Raw genomic sequence first — 15,951 nt, 5'->3', positions numbered from 1 at the left:
GCCAGCATGGATGCTGGCATCGAGCATACAGGATGTACTTGCTGCGTGGCGTAAATGACTCATGGATTATCAGAACAAACTGATCACCTTTCTTTCATGATAGGTATGAGCTCTCCTATGACTTCAGGTACCCACCACAGTGCAGCTGGTAATCCTATTTGGGAGCAGCATGTCCCCTGGCGTTAATGCAGCGTCGCGGCATTAACGCATCGCCAGCATGACGTTTTGGATCTGTTGCAGTTGCCCGAGCTCCTGGTGGGCAATGAGCTTGAAAGCTGCCAGCTTAGAGCCCTTGAGAGAGCTTGCCTGGGGCAGTTTTACCGTGCGTGGGTTGCGGTGTACCCCATTGACCACGAACTCATAGTGAAGATGAGCACCTGTGACCCGTCCGGTTTTGCCAAGGGTGCCGATCACCTGGCTCTGTTTGACCCGGGCGCCGGTTTTGACATAGCGGCGATTGAGGTGCAGGTATTTGGTGGTATAACGGGAGTTATGCCGGATAAACACATAGTTACCGTTGAGGCTATTTCTGGAGGAGCGAGTGACGATGCCATCACCGGCTGCCAGAATCGGTGTTCCGATCGGTGCGACATAGTCGATACCGTTGTGAGGTCTCACCCTGCCGGTCACCGGGTGCAGCCGCCTTGGATTAAAGTTGGAGGAGATATAGCGGAAGTTGACCGGAGCACGCAGGAAGCTCTTGCGCATAGCCTTACCATCCGGGGTATAGTAGCGACCATCGCTATTACGGATAGCAGTGAAGCGTTCGCCCTGATTGATAAACTCGGCGGCCAGAATATCTCCGGCTTTAACAAATTTGCCATCCCGGTACTGATCACTGTAGAGCACACTGAACCTATCTCCCGGGCGTAGATCATTAGCAAAGTCGATATCCCAGCTAAAGATCCCGGCAAGCTCCATCAGAGTGTTCTCACTCAGGCCTGCCTCTATGGCTGCATTCCAGAAGTTGCTTTGGATCTTCCCTTGGGCAAAACGGACTCGGGAACTCAGGGGGGCTTCTACAACCCTGGCCTTGAGAGTGTCTCCCTGCTTAGAGAGGGTCAGAACTTTTTCATCACCCATGGGGTATTGGAGTGAGTGAAAGCCGTGCTGCTGATCCAGGATAAACTGCAGTTTATCTCCGGGTTTTAGCTGGCGCAGAGACTTTTTAACCAGAGGTCCTTTTTCAAGGGTATAGAGCTCTTTGAGGGGAAGATTCATCTTTTGCCAGATCCGGGTCAGGGAGTCTCCGGGTTGAACCCGATACAGCTGATGATGAAGCTCAGATGCAAGCTTTGGAAGCGGCGCTTCTTTGAGATCCAGGAGGAGTGAATAACTGACACCGGGGAGCGCTTTATTCGGGCTGCCATCAAGCTCCTGGCGCACCAGGGTCTGGGCCGAAGGGTGGAGAGCGATGACGACCAGCAGGATGCCAAAAAATAGCATCAGGGTTTTATGCAGCCTTGGAAGGCGACGGATCCGGTTTAAAAGTGTCACAAGCGCTTCTTTTTAAAGGAACTCCCTATTGGTTAGTTTACAATCTTTCCATTTAGCCCGCCATTCCAGTAAGATGTGATCCCTTGACAGTTTGCGAATTTGAGATACAGAGAGAGATTTATGTCCCGGTTGGAAGAAGCTCTTGCAGAGATCAAACGAGGATCGGAGGAGATCCTGGTTGAAGAGGAGTTGATCGAGAAGCTCAAAGAGGAGCGTCCCCTTCGGATCAAGTTTGGTATGGACCCGACAGCGCCAGATATCCATCTGGGCCACACCGTGGTTCTTAATAAATTGCGTCAATTCCAGAAGCTGGGCCATGAGGTGATCCTGCTGTTTGGTGATTTTACCGCACAGGTTGGCGATCCGACCGGTAAGAACGCAACCCGCCCGCCTCTTTCTGAAGAGCAGGTGCTGGAGAATGCCAAGACCTATGCCGATCAGGCATTTAAGATCCTGGATCTGGAGAAGACCCGCATCGTCTATAATTCCGAATGGCTGGCTGAGCTGGGCGCGGTAGGGATGATCAAGCTGGCTGCCAAGCAGACTGTAGCCCGGATGCTGGAGCGAGACGATTTTAAAAAGCGCTATAGCCAGGGACAATCCATCTCAATTCACGAGTTTCTTTACCCTCTGCTGCAGGGCTATGATTCGGTTGCGCTGGAGTCCGATCTGGAGCTGGGTGGCACCGATCAGAAGTTTAACCTGCTGATGGGACGCGAGCTGCAAAAAGACGCGGGACAAAAGCCTCAGTGTGTATTGATGATGCCACTGCTGGAAGGTCTGGATGGCGTGAAGAAGATGTCGAAGTCGGCCAATAATTACATTGGGATCGATGAGGCACCAAACGAGATGTTTGGTAAGATCATGTCGGTTTCAGATGAGCTGATGTGGCGCTTCTATGAGCTGTTGTCCGAGCGCTCACTCGAAGAGATTGCAGGCTTTAAGAGCGATGTTGAGGCGAGTCAGGCCAACCCACGGGATATCAAGATCCTGCTGGCGAAGGAGCTGATCGCTCGCTATCACGATGCAGAGTCTGCTGAGCGGGCACACAATGACTTTGTGCAGAAGTTCCAGAAAAATGCGATCCCCGATGAGATGCCAGAGTTCGAGATGCAGTGTAACTCAGAAGGACTGGCACTGGGCAACCTTCTCAAAGATGCGGGGCTGGTGGGCTCGACCTCAGAAGCGATCCGGATGATCCGCCAGGGTGCAGTCAAGATCGATGGTCAGAAGGTTGAAGACACCAAGCAGCTGGCTGAAGAGGGTTGTAAGGTGTACCAGGTGGGCAAGCGTAAATTTGCCAGAGTGACACTGAGCGCACAGTAATCCGGCGAGTATCCGTTGATAATGACGGCGCGATAGCGACAGCTATCGCGCCGTTTTTGATCCAGGACTGGGAGCCGATGAATGGATAATCATGAACTCTTGGGGCGAATGCTGGCTGTGATTGAGGGTGATGTTCTTCCCCTGACCCGGAAGGGGGTTGCGTCTGGCAATAAGGTGTTCGGTGCGGCGATTTTACGCAAAGCCGATCTTTCCTTAGTTGTCGCTGCGACGAATGCCGAAATGGAGTGTCCCCTCTGGCATGGTGAGATCCATGCAATCAAGAAGTTCTATGAGCTGGCAGAGCGACCAGGTCCCGAGGAGTGCATCTTTCTGTCGACCCATGATCCCTGCTCTATGTGTATCTCAGCGATCTGTTGGGGAGGCTTTAATGAGCTCTACTATCTTTTTGATTTTGAAGATACCCGGGATGCGTTTCATATTCCCCACGATCTCAAAATAATGGATGAGTTGTTTGGTTGCCGGGCTCCAACCCGCAGTAACAATTTTTACCGGGCGACTAAGCTGGCTCAGCTATTGGAAACCAGTGAGAAAGAAGCAGGACTGCAGGGGAGGTTAGACAGTCTTTATCGTGTTTATGCCGAGCTTTCAGATGCATATCAGCAAGACAAAACCGCAAGTGCTATCCCCCTGAAGTGATCCATAGAAAAACGGCCCCATCAGGGGCCGCCCTTAAAGTAGGCAAAGGCTAGTCAGCCAGAGTCATATTGTAACCGCTGACAATCTTACCGATCTCACCGCTGGCCTTAAGCTTGAGGTAATGCTCGTTAAAGGATTTCACCGTCCCTTCCGCAAATCCTTCCTTGGAGAAGGCAATATAGTAGGTCACCGGCTTTTGTGCTCCGGCATACCTGAGGTTGGTGATCCCAAGCTTCTTGATAATGCTGTTGCCCACATCCCGGTTGGAGTAGACCGCATCTACCCGCCCCGAGGAGAGCTTTTTAAACACAGCCTCGTTCTTATTGGTCATGTCTACCTTGATATCGACCTGCTTGGCCAGTTTATTCAGTGAGTTAGAGGTATTGGATGGGCCAAACACCCCGACCTTCATCCCCTTGATGTCGGATGGGGCCTTATACTGTAGTGGGGCAGAGGTTTGTACAAAGAAGCCGTACTCGGTTGTGATGATAGGAGGTGTGTAGTAGAGCCACTCCATGCGTTTTTTATTCTTGCCCAGCAGAAACAGGCCATCAACTTTGCCCTTTTTCACCAGATCCTGGGCCCTGGACCAGGGGTAGATCTTAAAGGTTGCACTGTCACCCATCGACTTGGTGACCGCATTGATGATATCGACCCCGGGACCTGCGACACCCGAACCTCCCTTGTAGTTAAAGGGCGGGAACTCCTGGGTGGCAAATGAGATGGTTGCGCTCACGGCCGCACCGCTAAAGCAGGATGCGATGGCTATGCCGATAGCAATAGATAACTTTTTCATGGGATAACTCCTTTTATCTCCAAGTATTGTATTCAGCCAAAGTATAGCTTTGACTGAGTGATCTGTATGCTTCACCAAGTGCGGCATAGAAGGGCTGATACCGGAAATTTGGGGCCTATAGGTCTTCAGAGGTATCCGGGAGTAGCTTAAGCCTGAATAAGGAGGGTCTAGGCTCTGTTGACATTTCCAATTTTGAACCTGTTGCCCCTGAAAATGTTCTGTTCGCGGCGCGAGTCATGAGGTTTAGTTGTTCTAAATGAGTGATGAGCAACAATGAACAGGGCTTTTTCAGGCGCAACCCGAAGGGCAGTGGCTATTTTTCCTCCCAGCAGCGTTATCAGATGCTCATGTAGAGCAACTACACCACACATCTTCTGCCTTGCTGGATGAAAAAATTGCCAACTGCAGAATCAAATCTGAAACGTCAACAGAGCCTAGTCAGGCTATCCTGTCACTCCGCTGTCAGCTAGGGTTTAGTAATTGGCTTCGATGGCTGTACACAGGTAGCCGATAAGTGGCTCAGTGACTTTAAGTTTCTGGTAAGCAAGCTCGGGGAGTGAGCTCTTTGTGACTTCTGCATCGCTAAGATGACAGATGGCGATGAAATCCTTTCTTTTTAGCTCCTCGATCAGTGCGTGTTCGGGATCAAAACCTCTGGGAGGACGGATCAAACTGTCACCACTCATGTGAAATGATTCACTAAAGGCTTTATTTTGGATCGCATGCTTGTAGCTTCTGGGGTTATCGACGATAAAATCACGAATCTTTCGAAGTGTCTTAGGCTCGGGTCGCCAGATCCCGGCCCCCACAAAGCTGTTGCCGGGCTGGATATGCACATACAGACCGGGGGCATGGATATCCTTGCCCTGATCATGGCGAAAGTGGATCCCCACATTGAGCTTATAGGGCGCTCGGTTCTTAGAAAAACGCGTGTCACGGTAGATGCGCATCAGTGAGCCCCCCTGTTTTTTGGCTATGGCCGTAAAGTGCGGGGAGATGGCATGAATATGGGGAGTCATGCTTTCGATAAATGACAGGGCTGGGGTGATGAAGTCGCTTTCGTAGCGAGGCTTTTGGCTTTGAAACCATTCTCTTTTATTGTTGAAGGATAGGTCCTGGAGAAAGGTTAATGTTTTCTCAAATCCCTGAAAATCTGGCATTCCGGCTCCTTTGCAAGCAATATCAAGCTGAAAACCTGTTGATTCTAGCACACCCGGGGGAGGCCTGTGTTTATACAACTCCAGGCTCATCAGCAAGCTTTTAGCGCCTTTGCATGGTGAAAGCAGGCAGAGAAAGATGCCAGAAAATAGCGGCGACCCGGATCCCCAGGGTGCCAAAGATGCTGATCCAGATCGTGAGCACCTCGGATAAGCCCGCCTTAAGACAGATAAAGTAGACGATCCCGCCGAGAATACAGGCGGTGGCGTAGATCTCTTTTTGCAGAATCATGGGGATCTGTCTGGCGAGAACATCGCGGATCATGCCACCACCCACTCCTGTGATCACCCCCATGATGATCGCGACCAGCTCAGAGCTGCCAAAGTGCAGTGCCTTCTGAATCCCTATGACAGTAAAGACGGCCAACCCCAGGGCATCTGCCAGGGGTAACAGGTACCAGGGGAGGCGGCCTGGGATCTTGACCAGCCACAGGATCCAGACACACAGGAAGACAGTGATCAAAATATCCCATAGGTAGGCCACATCATGAACCCAGAATACCGGGGTGGCTCCCAAAATGGAGTCGCGAATTGTTCCCCCGCCAATCGCGGTGACGGTTGCCAGGACCGCAACACCAAAAATATCCATTCGCAGGCGGCCCGCCACCAGGACCCCGGAGATCGCAAAAACGGCGGTGCCAAACAGATCGCAAAAGCGAACCATCTGCTGAGTAAATACAGGATCGGTCAGAATGTTCAAGGCTAATCTCACAACAACAGTCAGGGGAGGGTCTTTGACTCCATACTCTATTCAGCTCGCTGTGCTATCTCAAGGTAAATAGAGAAAAAGTGAGAGCCTGAAGTCAAGTTTTCTGCCTCCTGAGTGACCCGTAATCTCCCGCTGCCTGCTTATTGTCCCGGGTGTATCCCGTTAATGAATCTGATAGTGACGACGTGCCTTTTGGATATCCAGGCACAGGGCTTCTATCCCCTTGAGGGAGCGGGGAGTCAGGCGGCTCAGAAGATCGGGATCGACCCGGTAGAGCTGTCCTGCTTTTACCGCGGCGATTTCGGGCCACTGCTTCCATAAAGCAAGGGATTTTGAGCTGTGACTTCCCACTATGATCATCTTGGGATTACGCTGCAGCACCTGCTCTTCGGAGATCTGCGGGTAAGGGGTGATGGCGTCTTTAAAGATATTATCTGCGCCACAAAGTTTGAGCTCCTGAGAAATCCAGCTATCTGCTGCAACCGTTGTGAGTGGAACTCCCTCCATCAGGTACAGAGCTTGAACCGCAGTTCGATGCTGATAGCTAGCACGCAGTGCCGAAAGCTGTTGCTGGTAACGGTTTGCAGCAAGCTCACCCTGCCTTGGATGGCCGGTTTGCTTGCCCAGCTTTTTAAGCTCACTCCCAAGGGAGTCAAGAGTGGTTGGGTCAGAGTAGATAATCGGGATATGAAAGGCTTTCAGGGGCTCAAGCAGTCGCTGCTGAGCAGGCTTCCAGGCGACAATTAGATCGGGGTTAAGGGCAAGGATCTTTTCAACATTGATGCTCTGATAATTGGCGACCTTAGGCAAAGATTTAACCTGAGGTGGGTAATCTGATGCGCTATCGACAGCGATGAGCTGCTTACCCGCTCCGACGTCATAGAGCAGCTCGGTAATATGCGGAGTGAGGCTGATGATCCGCTCAGGCGCGGCTTGAGCCATGCAGCTCATCATTATTGCTGCCAACAACAGGCCAAGTTTATTCATAAAGTGCCAGTAGGTAGAGAATATAAAGAAGCAGGGGCACTATATACCAGAGCCATCCAGCGATGATCAAGCGTCCGGTTACCCATCCGATATATTGAGGCTGTGGGAGGGTATCAGTACCCAGGGTCGGCCAGTTGGCCCGGCGTTTTTGGTAATGGCGCAGGCCACCCAGGCGGATCCCGAAACTGCCCGCCAGGATCCCCAGCAGCAGCCCGCTGGCGGGTGAGGGCCACATTCGAAACTGTTTTAGGGCAATGGTGAATCCCCGAACGCCTCCCCGGTACAAGGTTAGGGAGATCATCAGCAGCACCAGAGGAGGGAATTGCAGAGCTCGAACCAGGGTGCTGACCAGCTTACCAAAGTGGTGATAGTGAACCAGCTTGCGGTTCCAGCTCTCGCTCATCGACAGCAGCAGGGCCCAGGAGAGGGCTCCATAGATGCCAGTTAGGAGGTACCAGAAGGCGACTGCAAACCAGTGGTTGAACAGGCGAAGGCTGACCGATTCTATGGTTGCCATGACCAGGTGGGGACGGTCCAGCTCTCCCTTATTCCTCAGGCTGAGTTCGTCCAGAATAAAGCGCGCACTTTGCAGTTCATTTTTATTCAAAAGCTGCTCAATTGTGCGGGCCGAACGCCTGAGCCAGTTAGACTCCATCACCCAGTAGAGAATCAGAATTTCAAAAATTTGTGGATAGATAATCAGGTTGGACAGGGCGATCAGAAACACCAGCAGCAGTGCCAGCATTAAAATGGGTAGTAAAGTTCCGGCGAGTCTTTGTTGCTCAACGGGATAGCCGGGTTTGTTGACCCGGCCAGCCAGCTCCATCAGCCAACGCGCCTGGTGGAAGGGTTTAAGGCGCCTTGGCAGAGGCAGCCATGCTTCCATCAACACCGCGACCAGCAAGCTGACGGCGGGGGAAGCGATGACTTGATTGAGCAAAAAGCTATTCACATTGTTTTGATTCCATTCAAAATTGCCATCACCATCTTTGATGAATGTTTGGCGGCCTTCTCAAGGTAAGCCTCAAAAGAATCCGGAGATTCCTTCCCTGCAATATCAGACAAAGAGCGGATTACCACAAAGGGGATCCCAAACTGATAACAAACCTGGGCAATCGCTGCACCTTCCATCTCAACGGCCAGCATGTCAGGGAAGTGGCCGCGAGCTGCCGCGATACGTTCGGGATCACACATAAATTGATCGCCGGTACAGATCAGTCCCTCTTTGGTCTGCACATCACCCATCGCATCGATACAGCTATGTGCGATGCTTACCAGTTTAGCATCTGCCGGGTAGGCTGCAGGCATCCGGGCACACTGTCCCATCTCGTAGCCAAATCCTGTCAGATCCACATCATGGTGGCGCAGCTCGGAGGAGATGACGATATCTCCGACATTGAGCTCAGGATCAAAGCCACCGGCAGAGCCGGTATTGATCACATAATCAGGGGCATATTTTTCGGCCAGCAGTGTGGTTGCGATACTGGCGGCGACTTTACCAATCCCTGAGCGGGTCAGGATCACCTCAACTCCATCCAGGGTGCCGTGATAAAATTCGCAGCCAGCAATACTAAAGGTGTCCTGAAGCTGCATCTGTTGTTTCAGCAGTTCAACTTCCTGATCCATTGCGCCGATAATACCAATTTTCATCCTGTTATCTCTTTTGTAGTGACAAAGACTTCCATGATAACGGATGGCAGAGCAAACACCCAGTCATCCCGCCACAGGAGTGAGGCGCTCGTGGTGGAAGTTATCAGCCTTCCTGAAAATTGTAATTAACTTGTAGACTGGTTATCGCTGTGCTGAGAGTGGGAGTGTGGCATCTGCGACTACAGCCTTTAGTTATCGTTCGGTTTGGTGTCTCTGTTGGCAAATATCAGTTGAGTAAAGTCTCACCTTGACTTTCAAATCAATCCGAAAGAGTGATCTTTTCACCAAAGACCGGTTTACCAGGTGTCAGAGTCGACTCCTCCCGTCCTCAGTTGCTCTGATTGGTGATTTACGAAATAAAGGTTAGGGCCCTGACGGGGGCTATACTCAATTCAGGAATGGCTGAAAGGGCTGCAAATGGCAAGGCTCTATCAAATCATCTTTGTGCTGGTTAGCTTGTCCCTGATATCCGGGGCCCAGGCCAAATTGAGTCAGCTAACGGCCGCCGTCGGCCATTTTCCGCCCTATATCTTTTGTGATGATAAGCCAATACGCGGGATGGCGGTGGAGCTGGTTGAGACCGCATATCAGGAGGTTGGAATTCGGGTTGAGTTTAAATGTTACCCTTGGGGACGAGTCTATAATCTTGCCCGGGAGTCGGCGGTTGACTTGACCTTTCCCTACCTGCGCAATCAGGACAGAGAGCAGGATTTCCACTATGTGGCCCCCATGCTGGCGATCAAAGAGGTGTTTTTCCACCTCAAGAGTCGATCATTTTCAGATCTGATGGATAAAGAGGGGGAGCTTACAGTAGAAGATCTCAAACCATACAAGATTGGCGGCACTATAGGTTATCGCTATGGGGAGTTGATTGATGAATACGATGGGAAATATGGCCTATCTCTTGGGAAAACAGCAAACCTTAACTTTAAGAAATTAATCCGGGGGCGGATCGACCTGTTCGTGGAAAGCTTCATCGTTGGCTACTACGAAGTCTCTCTCTTGGAGCCTCCTTTTCGTGAATTGATCACCAATTTGCCTCTGCCTATCTCTACAGAGAAGCTTTATCTCATCGTGAGCCATAAACATCCCAGGCGACAGGAGATAAGTAAGCTGTTCATCCGGGGATTGACCATGGCGCGGGCCAAAGGAGTAAAGCAGAAGCTCCTTGAGAAGTATACCCTGCCCGATACCCCTTGAAGGGCTCATCTATACTCACAGAAACAGCCCTGGCCTGGATATTCCTATGCTTAGTCGAAGTTTCCCGTTGTGGGTGTTCACTTTGTTTTTTCAGCTCATCGTTTTTTCGACAGAGGCAAGAGTACGTGAAGTAAGTGCGGCGGTTGGCGAGTGGCCTCCCTATATCTATTGCGATTCCGGGGCCCATGGGGTGTTAATCGATGTGGTGCGGGCCGCCTATGCCGAAGTCGCGGTGTCGGCAAGCTTTGAATGCTTTCCCTGGGCGCGCTCATTCTCCCTGACTCGAGAGGGAGTCTATGATACCAGCTTTCCCTGGAGTCGAAGCGCAGAGCGTCAGAAGATCTTCTATTTCTCTGAGCCGGTGATAAGCGACTACTCGGTATTTTTTCACCTGAAAAACCGGAGTTTTCCTAAGCTCTCTACTGAGCTGAACATTGAAAACCTCAGCCCCTATAAAATTGGCGGAACCATAGGCTATTACTATGGGCCACTCCTTGAAGAGTTTGATGAGAAATTTGGCCTGCAGCGAGCTAAATCCGATGAGCTGAACTTCAAAAAACTCCTGCGCGGGCGCATCGATCTCTTTCCCATAAACTTTCAGGTGGGCTATTACCTGCTCTCTAAGCTCCCCCCGAATCCAGAGACAGGGTGAGCAACATCGCGCTTCCGGTTATCAGGGTGGATCAATATATGCTATTCAGCCAAAAAAATCCCAGGGCAGAAGAGCTCAGAAACCTTTTTAATCAGGGGATTAAACGCATCCGGGAAAAGGGGATAGAGGAGAAGATCATGGAGCATTACCTGCTTCCCAGCCTGATCTCAGAAAAGAACTAATCACTAAAGTTGGTCCAGCAACTCATGTTTTCACCATGATGCACAGCCTCAATGAAAGTTGCTCGGGAGCGCTTTATTCCCCGGTTTATTGATCAAGCCCTGCACTTTTTTATCCCGTCTCTGTAAAATGGCCGCCCCATTAGAATCATGAGTCACCTATGCAGCTTCATCACTACGTTAATCTGTTCGGCCAGGATCTTAAGCGCCGTCTTGGCGAGCGAGTCCATAAACTGACCCTGCATGGTGCCTTTAGCTGTCCAAATCGCGATGGAACCCTGGGGCGGGGAGGCTGTACCTTCTGCAATGTTGCATCTTTCTCTGAGGAGGCGATGCAGCATAAAAGCATCCAGGAGCAGCTAGACCATCAAAGGCAAAATATCCATAGAGCCAAGCGATACCTGGCTTACTTCCAGGCTTATACCAATACCTATGCGGAAGTTGAGCAGTTACGCAACATGTATCAACAGGCCCTCTCGGTGGCCGATATTGCAGGCTTGTGCGTGGGGACCCGGCCAGACTGTGTGCCTGATGAGGTGTTGCAGCTGCTGGCCGGTTATCAGATGCAGGGCTACGAGATCTGGTTGGAGCTGGGGTTACAGACTGCCCAGGATAAAACCTTGCAGCGGATCAACCGGGGTCATGATTTCGCCGCTTATCAGAACGCGGTTGAGCGGGCCCACCGTTATGGACTCAAAGTCTGTACCCATTTGATTGTTGGGCTGCCCGGAGAAGGGATGACCGATTATCAGGATACCCTCGCCAGAGTGGTTGAGCAGCCTGGTTGTCATGGCATCAAGCTACATCCCCTGCATATAGTCACTGGCAGCAAGATGGCGCAGGCCTGGCAGGCGGGACGTCTGCAGGCGATGGATGCGCAATCCTATATTGAGGCTGCTACCTCTCTTATTCAACATACGCCGTCACGGATCGTCTATCACCGGGTTTCAGCAATGGCGCGCCAGCCAACCCTGCTGGCTCCACTTTGGTGTGCCGATCGCTGGAGAGCCATGGTGGGGATAGGCCAGGCTCTGGCGCAGAGCGGGGCACAGGGCTCGGCGATCGGAGATCCCTTCGTGTTTCCTCACGATTGTGACTAAGTGCATGGATGTTAAGCAGTTGATGCACTATGTTACTCACTTGTCTTGAATCTTGCTCTGGCTTTTGTCACTGTGAGCTCCTTGAATTGAACCGGCTGGATAAGCAAGCATGGAAAAACGGATGAAGCAGATGAAAGGGTTAGCCCGCTATTATGTGGGTTTGATGACGAGGCTGGGTTTACTTCGTTTTAGCTTGTTACTCGCATCTGGCTTGATCATCCTGGCGCTGGCGATCCAGTTTCTGTTTACCCTGGTTTTGCATAATCAGATCAACGCTTTGGAGCTGTTACGCTCGGTGTTGTTTGGACTCCTGATCACTCCCTGGGCGGTGTACTTTCTCAGTGGGGTGGTTGACCAACTTGAGGAGTCCAGGCGGCGTCTCAGTGAGCTGGTGACCAAGCTCAGGGAGATGCGAGAGCGGGACCGTCAGCTCAACAACACTCTTGAGGAAAAGATCGCTGAGCTTAATCTGCAGATCGAGGAGACCCGTAAAGCTGAGCAGGCGAGACAGCAGGCGATTGAGGATCTTGAGGCTGAGGTCTATCAGCGTGAGAAAGCCCAGCTGGAGCTTGAAGAGCATAGCGCCCTGCTGCGTGCCTATGCGGATAACTCCCCGGATCTTGTTTACTTTCGTGATGAACGAGCTCGCTTCTCGGGTTGTAACCGGGCGATGGAGAACCTGATTGGCAAAACCGAACAGGAGCTCATCGGCCTGACTCCGTTTGAGATCTATCCGGCGGATATTGCCGCAAAAATTATCAAGACCGATGAAGAGGTGTTTGCCTATAACCAGGCCCAGACCTATGAGCAGTGGCTGGAACACCATGATGGGCGCAAGATCTGCTTTGAACTGCGTAAGGTACCCTTTTTTGATCGCAAGGGGCGTCGCCTCGGACTGCTGGGCTTTGGGCGGGATATCACCGAGCGTAAACGCTATCAGGAAGATCTGGAGAAGGCGAGCCGGGATAAAACGACCTTTATCTCGACCATTAGTCATGAGCTGAGAACTCCCCTCAACGGCATTGTTGGCCTGAGCCGGATTTTGCTTGATTCCCACCTGAATGCCGAGCAACACCAGCACCTGAAGACCATCCATGTCAGTGCCATGACCCTGGGGCATATTTTTAATGACATCATCGATCTGGATAAGCTGGACAGGCGGCGTCTGGCGATCGTTAAGCAACCGATCGATTTTCAGGGCTTTTTGACCGACCTGGCGAGCTTAGGCCGGCTCCTGGCGGAGCAGAAAGGATTAGAGCTTCACTTTGAGCAGCATGGTTCCGTACCCACCTGGATCGAAGGAGATGGCACCCGGTTGCGCCAGGTGATGTGGAATCTCATTGGCAATGCGGTCAAATTTACCGAGCGTGGTTATGTCTCTATCGGTTGCCAGGCTAAGACCTTAGCGGATAACAGGGTACAGATCCGGATCTGGGTGAAGGATACCGGAATCGGCATTCCCAAGGAGCAGCAGCAGAAGATCTTTGCCATGTACTATCAGGTAGAGGGCCGGATACATGCAACCGGAACCGGGATTGGACTGGCAATCTCCCATCAGCTGATGGAAGCGATGGGGGGGATATCAAGCTCAAAAGTGAGCCGGGAGATGGCTCCTGCTTTACCGCTGAGCTGACCGTGACCGAATGCGATCCTCCGGTGCGTGATGAGCCCGTGGATCAACAGCTTGAGATCCTGCTGGTTGAGGATGTTGAGCTCAATATTACGGTGGCAACGGCGGTACTGGAAAAGATGGGACACAGAGTCACTGTGGCTCGTGATGGGGCCGAGGCGCTGCAGCAAGCTGCAGATCACAGCTTTGAGCTGATCTTGTTGGATATCCAGCTGCCGGATATGAGTGGCTTTGAGGTTGCTGCCCATCTGCGTGATCGCTATGGCGAGGATACTCCGCCTTTGGTTGCCCTGACCGCAAACTCTGTTCGGGATCAGTCGGAATATCACGAGCAGGGAATGGATGCGGCCCTGAGTAAGCCCTTGAGCTCCAAGCGTCTCAAGGCAGTTCTGGGAGAGCTGTTTTTAATGCATGAAGCTCCTGTCGAGACCCGTCATCATGAGCCGGAGCAGGGATGTCTGGATCTGGAGTTTCTCAACGATTACGCCGAAACCGTTGGCAAAGAGCTGCTCTTAAGCAGTGTTGAACTGTTTGAGCAGGCGATGCCCGCCTATATGGCCGTACTTGAGTCAAACCTGATGGCTAAGCACCAGGATGGAATTGTTTCCGAAGGCCACAAGATCAAGGGGGCTTTGGGATCGATCGGCCTCAAGCGAATGCGGGATCTGGCGCAGCAGATCCAATCACCGGATCTCCCCGCCTGGTGGGAGAACGTGCCGGATTGGGTGGATAAACTCAAGCATGAATATCCCAAAGACCTGGCGCAATTACGCCAGTGGCTGGAACAGTAATCGCTGAGCAACCGACCCCACAGGAAGCATGGAGCAGAACAATGATCGCAGTGATATACCGATCTTATGTTGAGCCAGAGAAAGAAAACCACTACATGCAGTTGTGGAAAACCATAGCTAACTATTTTGTTGAGTACAGAGGAGCTATTGGTTCATCTCTGCATAAGACACAAGAGGGCTACTGGCTGGTTTATTCCAGGTGGACTGATCAAGAAACACGTGATAAGTCATGGCCAAGTGATGATGAGCCATCGCAGATGCTTCCGGAAAATATCCGTCATGCCATTACTGAGATAAAAAAATGCGTTGATCAATCACGTAAATTTCCTGAAATATGTATGGAGATTAAAGATGATCTGTTGGTCGGTGTGTAGGTAGCTTTTCTCCGAACTCGAGTGATGTTGTACAGGAGCAACATCACCTCTCCATCTGGGTACGGTGCTCGGCATCCTGCCTCGAGAAAATAATAACTCTCTACAATTAGCCTTGATACTCGCTCACGGGGATTTAAGGCCCCGTTTATTTGTGCTGAAAGTTTCAAAAAGGAGTAGAGGGTGAGCGGTATGGATGCCGCGAAAAGGCAATCAGTACATGGAGGTACTGTTTGTCTGTGCCTCTGTGAGTTTGAAACTTGAGGATACAGCAAATATCGGGGTGTCCTTGGGAGTGAAGAGGGTATTGGACAAGCAATACCTTCTTCCCGTCGCCGCTCGGCAGCGGCAATGTGCCATAGGCACAAATAATCAGTCCGAAGGACAAATAGCTTAAGTACACTATTGAACCAACAGCGAGCCTGACCGCAGGCTGCAATTAAAGCTCAGCCCTAGGAATATCAACAGGTTGTGCTAATCTGAAAGCTGCATCTCTCAGGGAATGAGTCGTCAAGATGGATTATCACAACCTGATCACTTCACAACGCTATCTTTCCCGCTCTCCTGCTGATGGCTCTTTGTTGCAAGGCAGCGAGTGGGATCGTGAAAGCATTATCCATTCATCGGCAATTCGCCGTCTGCAGCAAAAAACCCAGGTGTTTCCGTTAGAGGTCCGCTCTGCAGTGCGTAGTCGCCTGACTCACTCCCTTGAAGTGCAGCAGTGTGGACGAAATATTGCGCGGCGGATAGTGGCTGAGCTCAAGGCCCAGGATCCAGCTTTTGCCGCTCTGGATGAAACCTTTGTTAATCTGGTGGAGATGGCTTGCCTCATCCATGATCTGGGAAATCCTCCCTTTGGTCATTTTGGAGAGCTGGCGATTAAGGAGTGGCTGGCGTCAAATCTTGAGAGCCTCAGCCAACTGGCTGGATTGACCTCCAGGAGTGAGCAGTGGTCGCTTTTGGTCGAAGACCTGTGTCACTTCGAGGGCAATGCCCAGGCCCTTCGAATTGTCCATAGCCTGCAGCAACTCAACCTGACCTATAGCCAGCTGGCGGCCCTGATAAAATATCCGCGGGGGCCTTTGAGAAGCGAGAGGAGCTTGAGCCAGCCCTTGGCTACCTGTATGGAAAATCCGGGTATTACTGGAGCGAACGCGACCTGGTTGAGAAGATGTGGCAGGGGTTAAAG

15 protein-coding genes and 1 pseudogene are annotated in these 15,951 nt (G+C 51.5%); 9 read left to right on the top strand and 7 right to left on the bottom strand.

Features of this window, described 5'->3' with window-relative positions:
- Nucleotides 1–201 precede the first annotated feature (201 nt).
- On the bottom strand, nt 202–1,446 hold the full coding sequence (locus DB847_RS17985; RefSeq protein ID WP_108653014.1) for a peptidoglycan DD-metalloendopeptidase family protein: 1,245 nt from the start codon (nt 1,444–1,446) through the stop codon (nt 202–204).
- 171 nt (nt 1,447–1,617) lie between these two features.
- On the opposite strand from DB847_RS17985, the gene tyrS reads away from it, so the two are divergent.
- Together tyrS and DB847_RS17975 are read left to right on the top strand one after the other, a co-directional pair.
- Nucleotides 1,618–2,823: a tyrosine--tRNA ligase gene (tyrS, locus tag DB847_RS17980; protein ID WP_108651943.1), complete on the top strand. Its 1,206-nt coding sequence runs from the start codon at nt 1,618–1,620 to the stop codon at nt 2,821–2,823.
- An 81-nt stretch (nt 2,824–2,904) separates the two neighbouring features.
- Complete coding sequence (locus DB847_RS17975) at nt 2,905–3,480, top strand: nucleoside deaminase (protein WP_108651942.1); 576 nt, start codon at nt 2,905–2,907, stop codon at nt 3,478–3,480.
- 49 nt (nt 3,481–3,529) lie between these two features.
- Here the strand turns inward: DB847_RS17975 and DB847_RS17970 are convergent, their stop codons facing one another.
- From DB847_RS17970 to mtnN, 6 genes are all read right to left on the bottom strand, one after another.
- Complete coding sequence (locus DB847_RS17970; protein ID WP_159084727.1) at nt 3,530–4,276, bottom strand: substrate-binding periplasmic protein; 747 nt, start codon at nt 4,274–4,276, stop codon at nt 3,530–3,532.
- Nucleotides 4,277–4,749: 473 nt separating this feature from the next.
- Complete coding sequence (locus tag DB847_RS17965; protein ID WP_108651940.1) at nt 4,750–5,436, bottom strand: DUF2461 domain-containing protein; 687 nt, start codon at nt 5,434–5,436, stop codon at nt 4,750–4,752.
- Between the two features lie 100 nt (nt 5,437–5,536).
- On the bottom strand, nt 5,537–6,157 hold the full coding sequence (locus DB847_RS17960; protein ID WP_108653013.1) for a trimeric intracellular cation channel family protein: 621 nt from the start codon (nt 6,155–6,157) through the stop codon (nt 5,537–5,539).
- Nucleotides 6,158–6,364: 207 nt separating this feature from the next.
- Complete coding sequence (locus DB847_RS17955) at nt 6,365–7,144, bottom strand: cobalamin-binding protein (protein WP_234418427.1); 780 nt, start codon at nt 7,142–7,144, stop codon at nt 6,365–6,367.
- A 37-nt stretch (nt 7,145–7,181) separates the two neighbouring features.
- Nucleotides 7,182–8,141: a cobalamin biosynthesis protein CobD/CbiB gene (locus DB847_RS17950; RefSeq protein ID WP_108651939.1), complete on the bottom strand. Its 960-nt coding sequence runs from the start codon at nt 8,139–8,141 to the stop codon at nt 7,182–7,184.
- Entirely contained in the window at nt 8,138–8,839 is a 702-nt protein-coding gene (gene mtnN / locus DB847_RS17945) for a 5'-methylthioadenosine/S-adenosylhomocysteine nucleosidase (protein WP_108651938.1), read from the bottom strand. Before mtnN ends, DB847_RS17950 begins: the two co-directional genes overlap by 4 nt.
- A gap of 417 nt (nt 8,840–9,256) precedes the next feature.
- Between mtnN and DB847_RS17940 the strand changes: the two genes are divergently transcribed.
- The 7 genes and pseudogenes from DB847_RS17940 (at nt 9,257) to dgt (ending at nt 15,949) form a co-directional block, all read left to right on the top strand.
- Nucleotides 9,257–10,039 carry a substrate-binding periplasmic protein gene (locus tag DB847_RS17940; RefSeq protein WP_108651937.1) on the top strand — a complete coding sequence of 261 codons (783 nt, stop codon included), beginning with the start codon at nt 9,257–9,259 and terminating at the stop codon, nt 10,037–10,039.
- A 46-nt stretch (nt 10,040–10,085) separates the two neighbouring features.
- A complete protein-coding gene (locus DB847_RS17935; protein ID WP_108651936.1) occupies nt 10,086–10,691 on the top strand; it encodes a substrate-binding periplasmic protein in 606 nt (201 codons plus the stop codon).
- The gene (locus DB847_RS17930) at nt 10,688–10,873 is read left to right on the top strand and encodes a type 2 periplasmic-binding domain-containing protein (RefSeq protein WP_108651935.1); all 186 of its coding nucleotides are present in this window, start codon (nt 10,688–10,690) and stop codon (nt 10,871–10,873) included. The genes DB847_RS17935 and DB847_RS17930 overlap by 4 nt, the downstream gene beginning before the upstream one ends.
- A 158-nt stretch (nt 10,874–11,031) precedes the next feature.
- Nucleotides 11,032–11,970 (top strand): TIGR01212 family radical SAM protein, encoded by a 939-nt coding sequence (locus tag DB847_RS17925; protein WP_108651934.1) that lies wholly within the window; start codon nt 11,032–11,034, stop codon nt 11,968–11,970.
- A 121-nt stretch (nt 11,971–12,091) separates the two neighbouring features.
- Nucleotides 12,092–14,391, top strand: a pseudogene (arcB, locus tag DB847_RS17920) (aerobic respiration two-component sensor histidine kinase ArcB).
- Between the two features lie 41 nt (nt 14,392–14,432).
- Complete coding sequence (locus DB847_RS17915) at nt 14,433–14,765, top strand: antibiotic biosynthesis monooxygenase family protein (protein WP_108651933.1); 333 nt, start codon at nt 14,433–14,435, stop codon at nt 14,763–14,765.
- Nucleotides 14,766–15,277: 512 nt separating this feature from the next.
- Nucleotides 15,278–15,949, top strand: a complete 672-nt coding sequence (gene dgt / locus DB847_RS25750) for a dGTP triphosphohydrolase (protein ID WP_234418426.1) — start codon at nt 15,278–15,280, stop codon at nt 15,947–15,949.
- Nucleotides 15,950–15,951: the final 2 nt, after the last annotated feature.

Origin of the sequence: Dongshaea marina, assembly GCF_003072645.1 — a bacterium.
Lineage (GTDB): Bacteria > Pseudomonadota > Gammaproteobacteria > Enterobacterales > Aeromonadaceae > Dongshaea > Dongshaea marina.
This window is presented reverse-complemented; position numbering and strand designations above follow the sequence as displayed.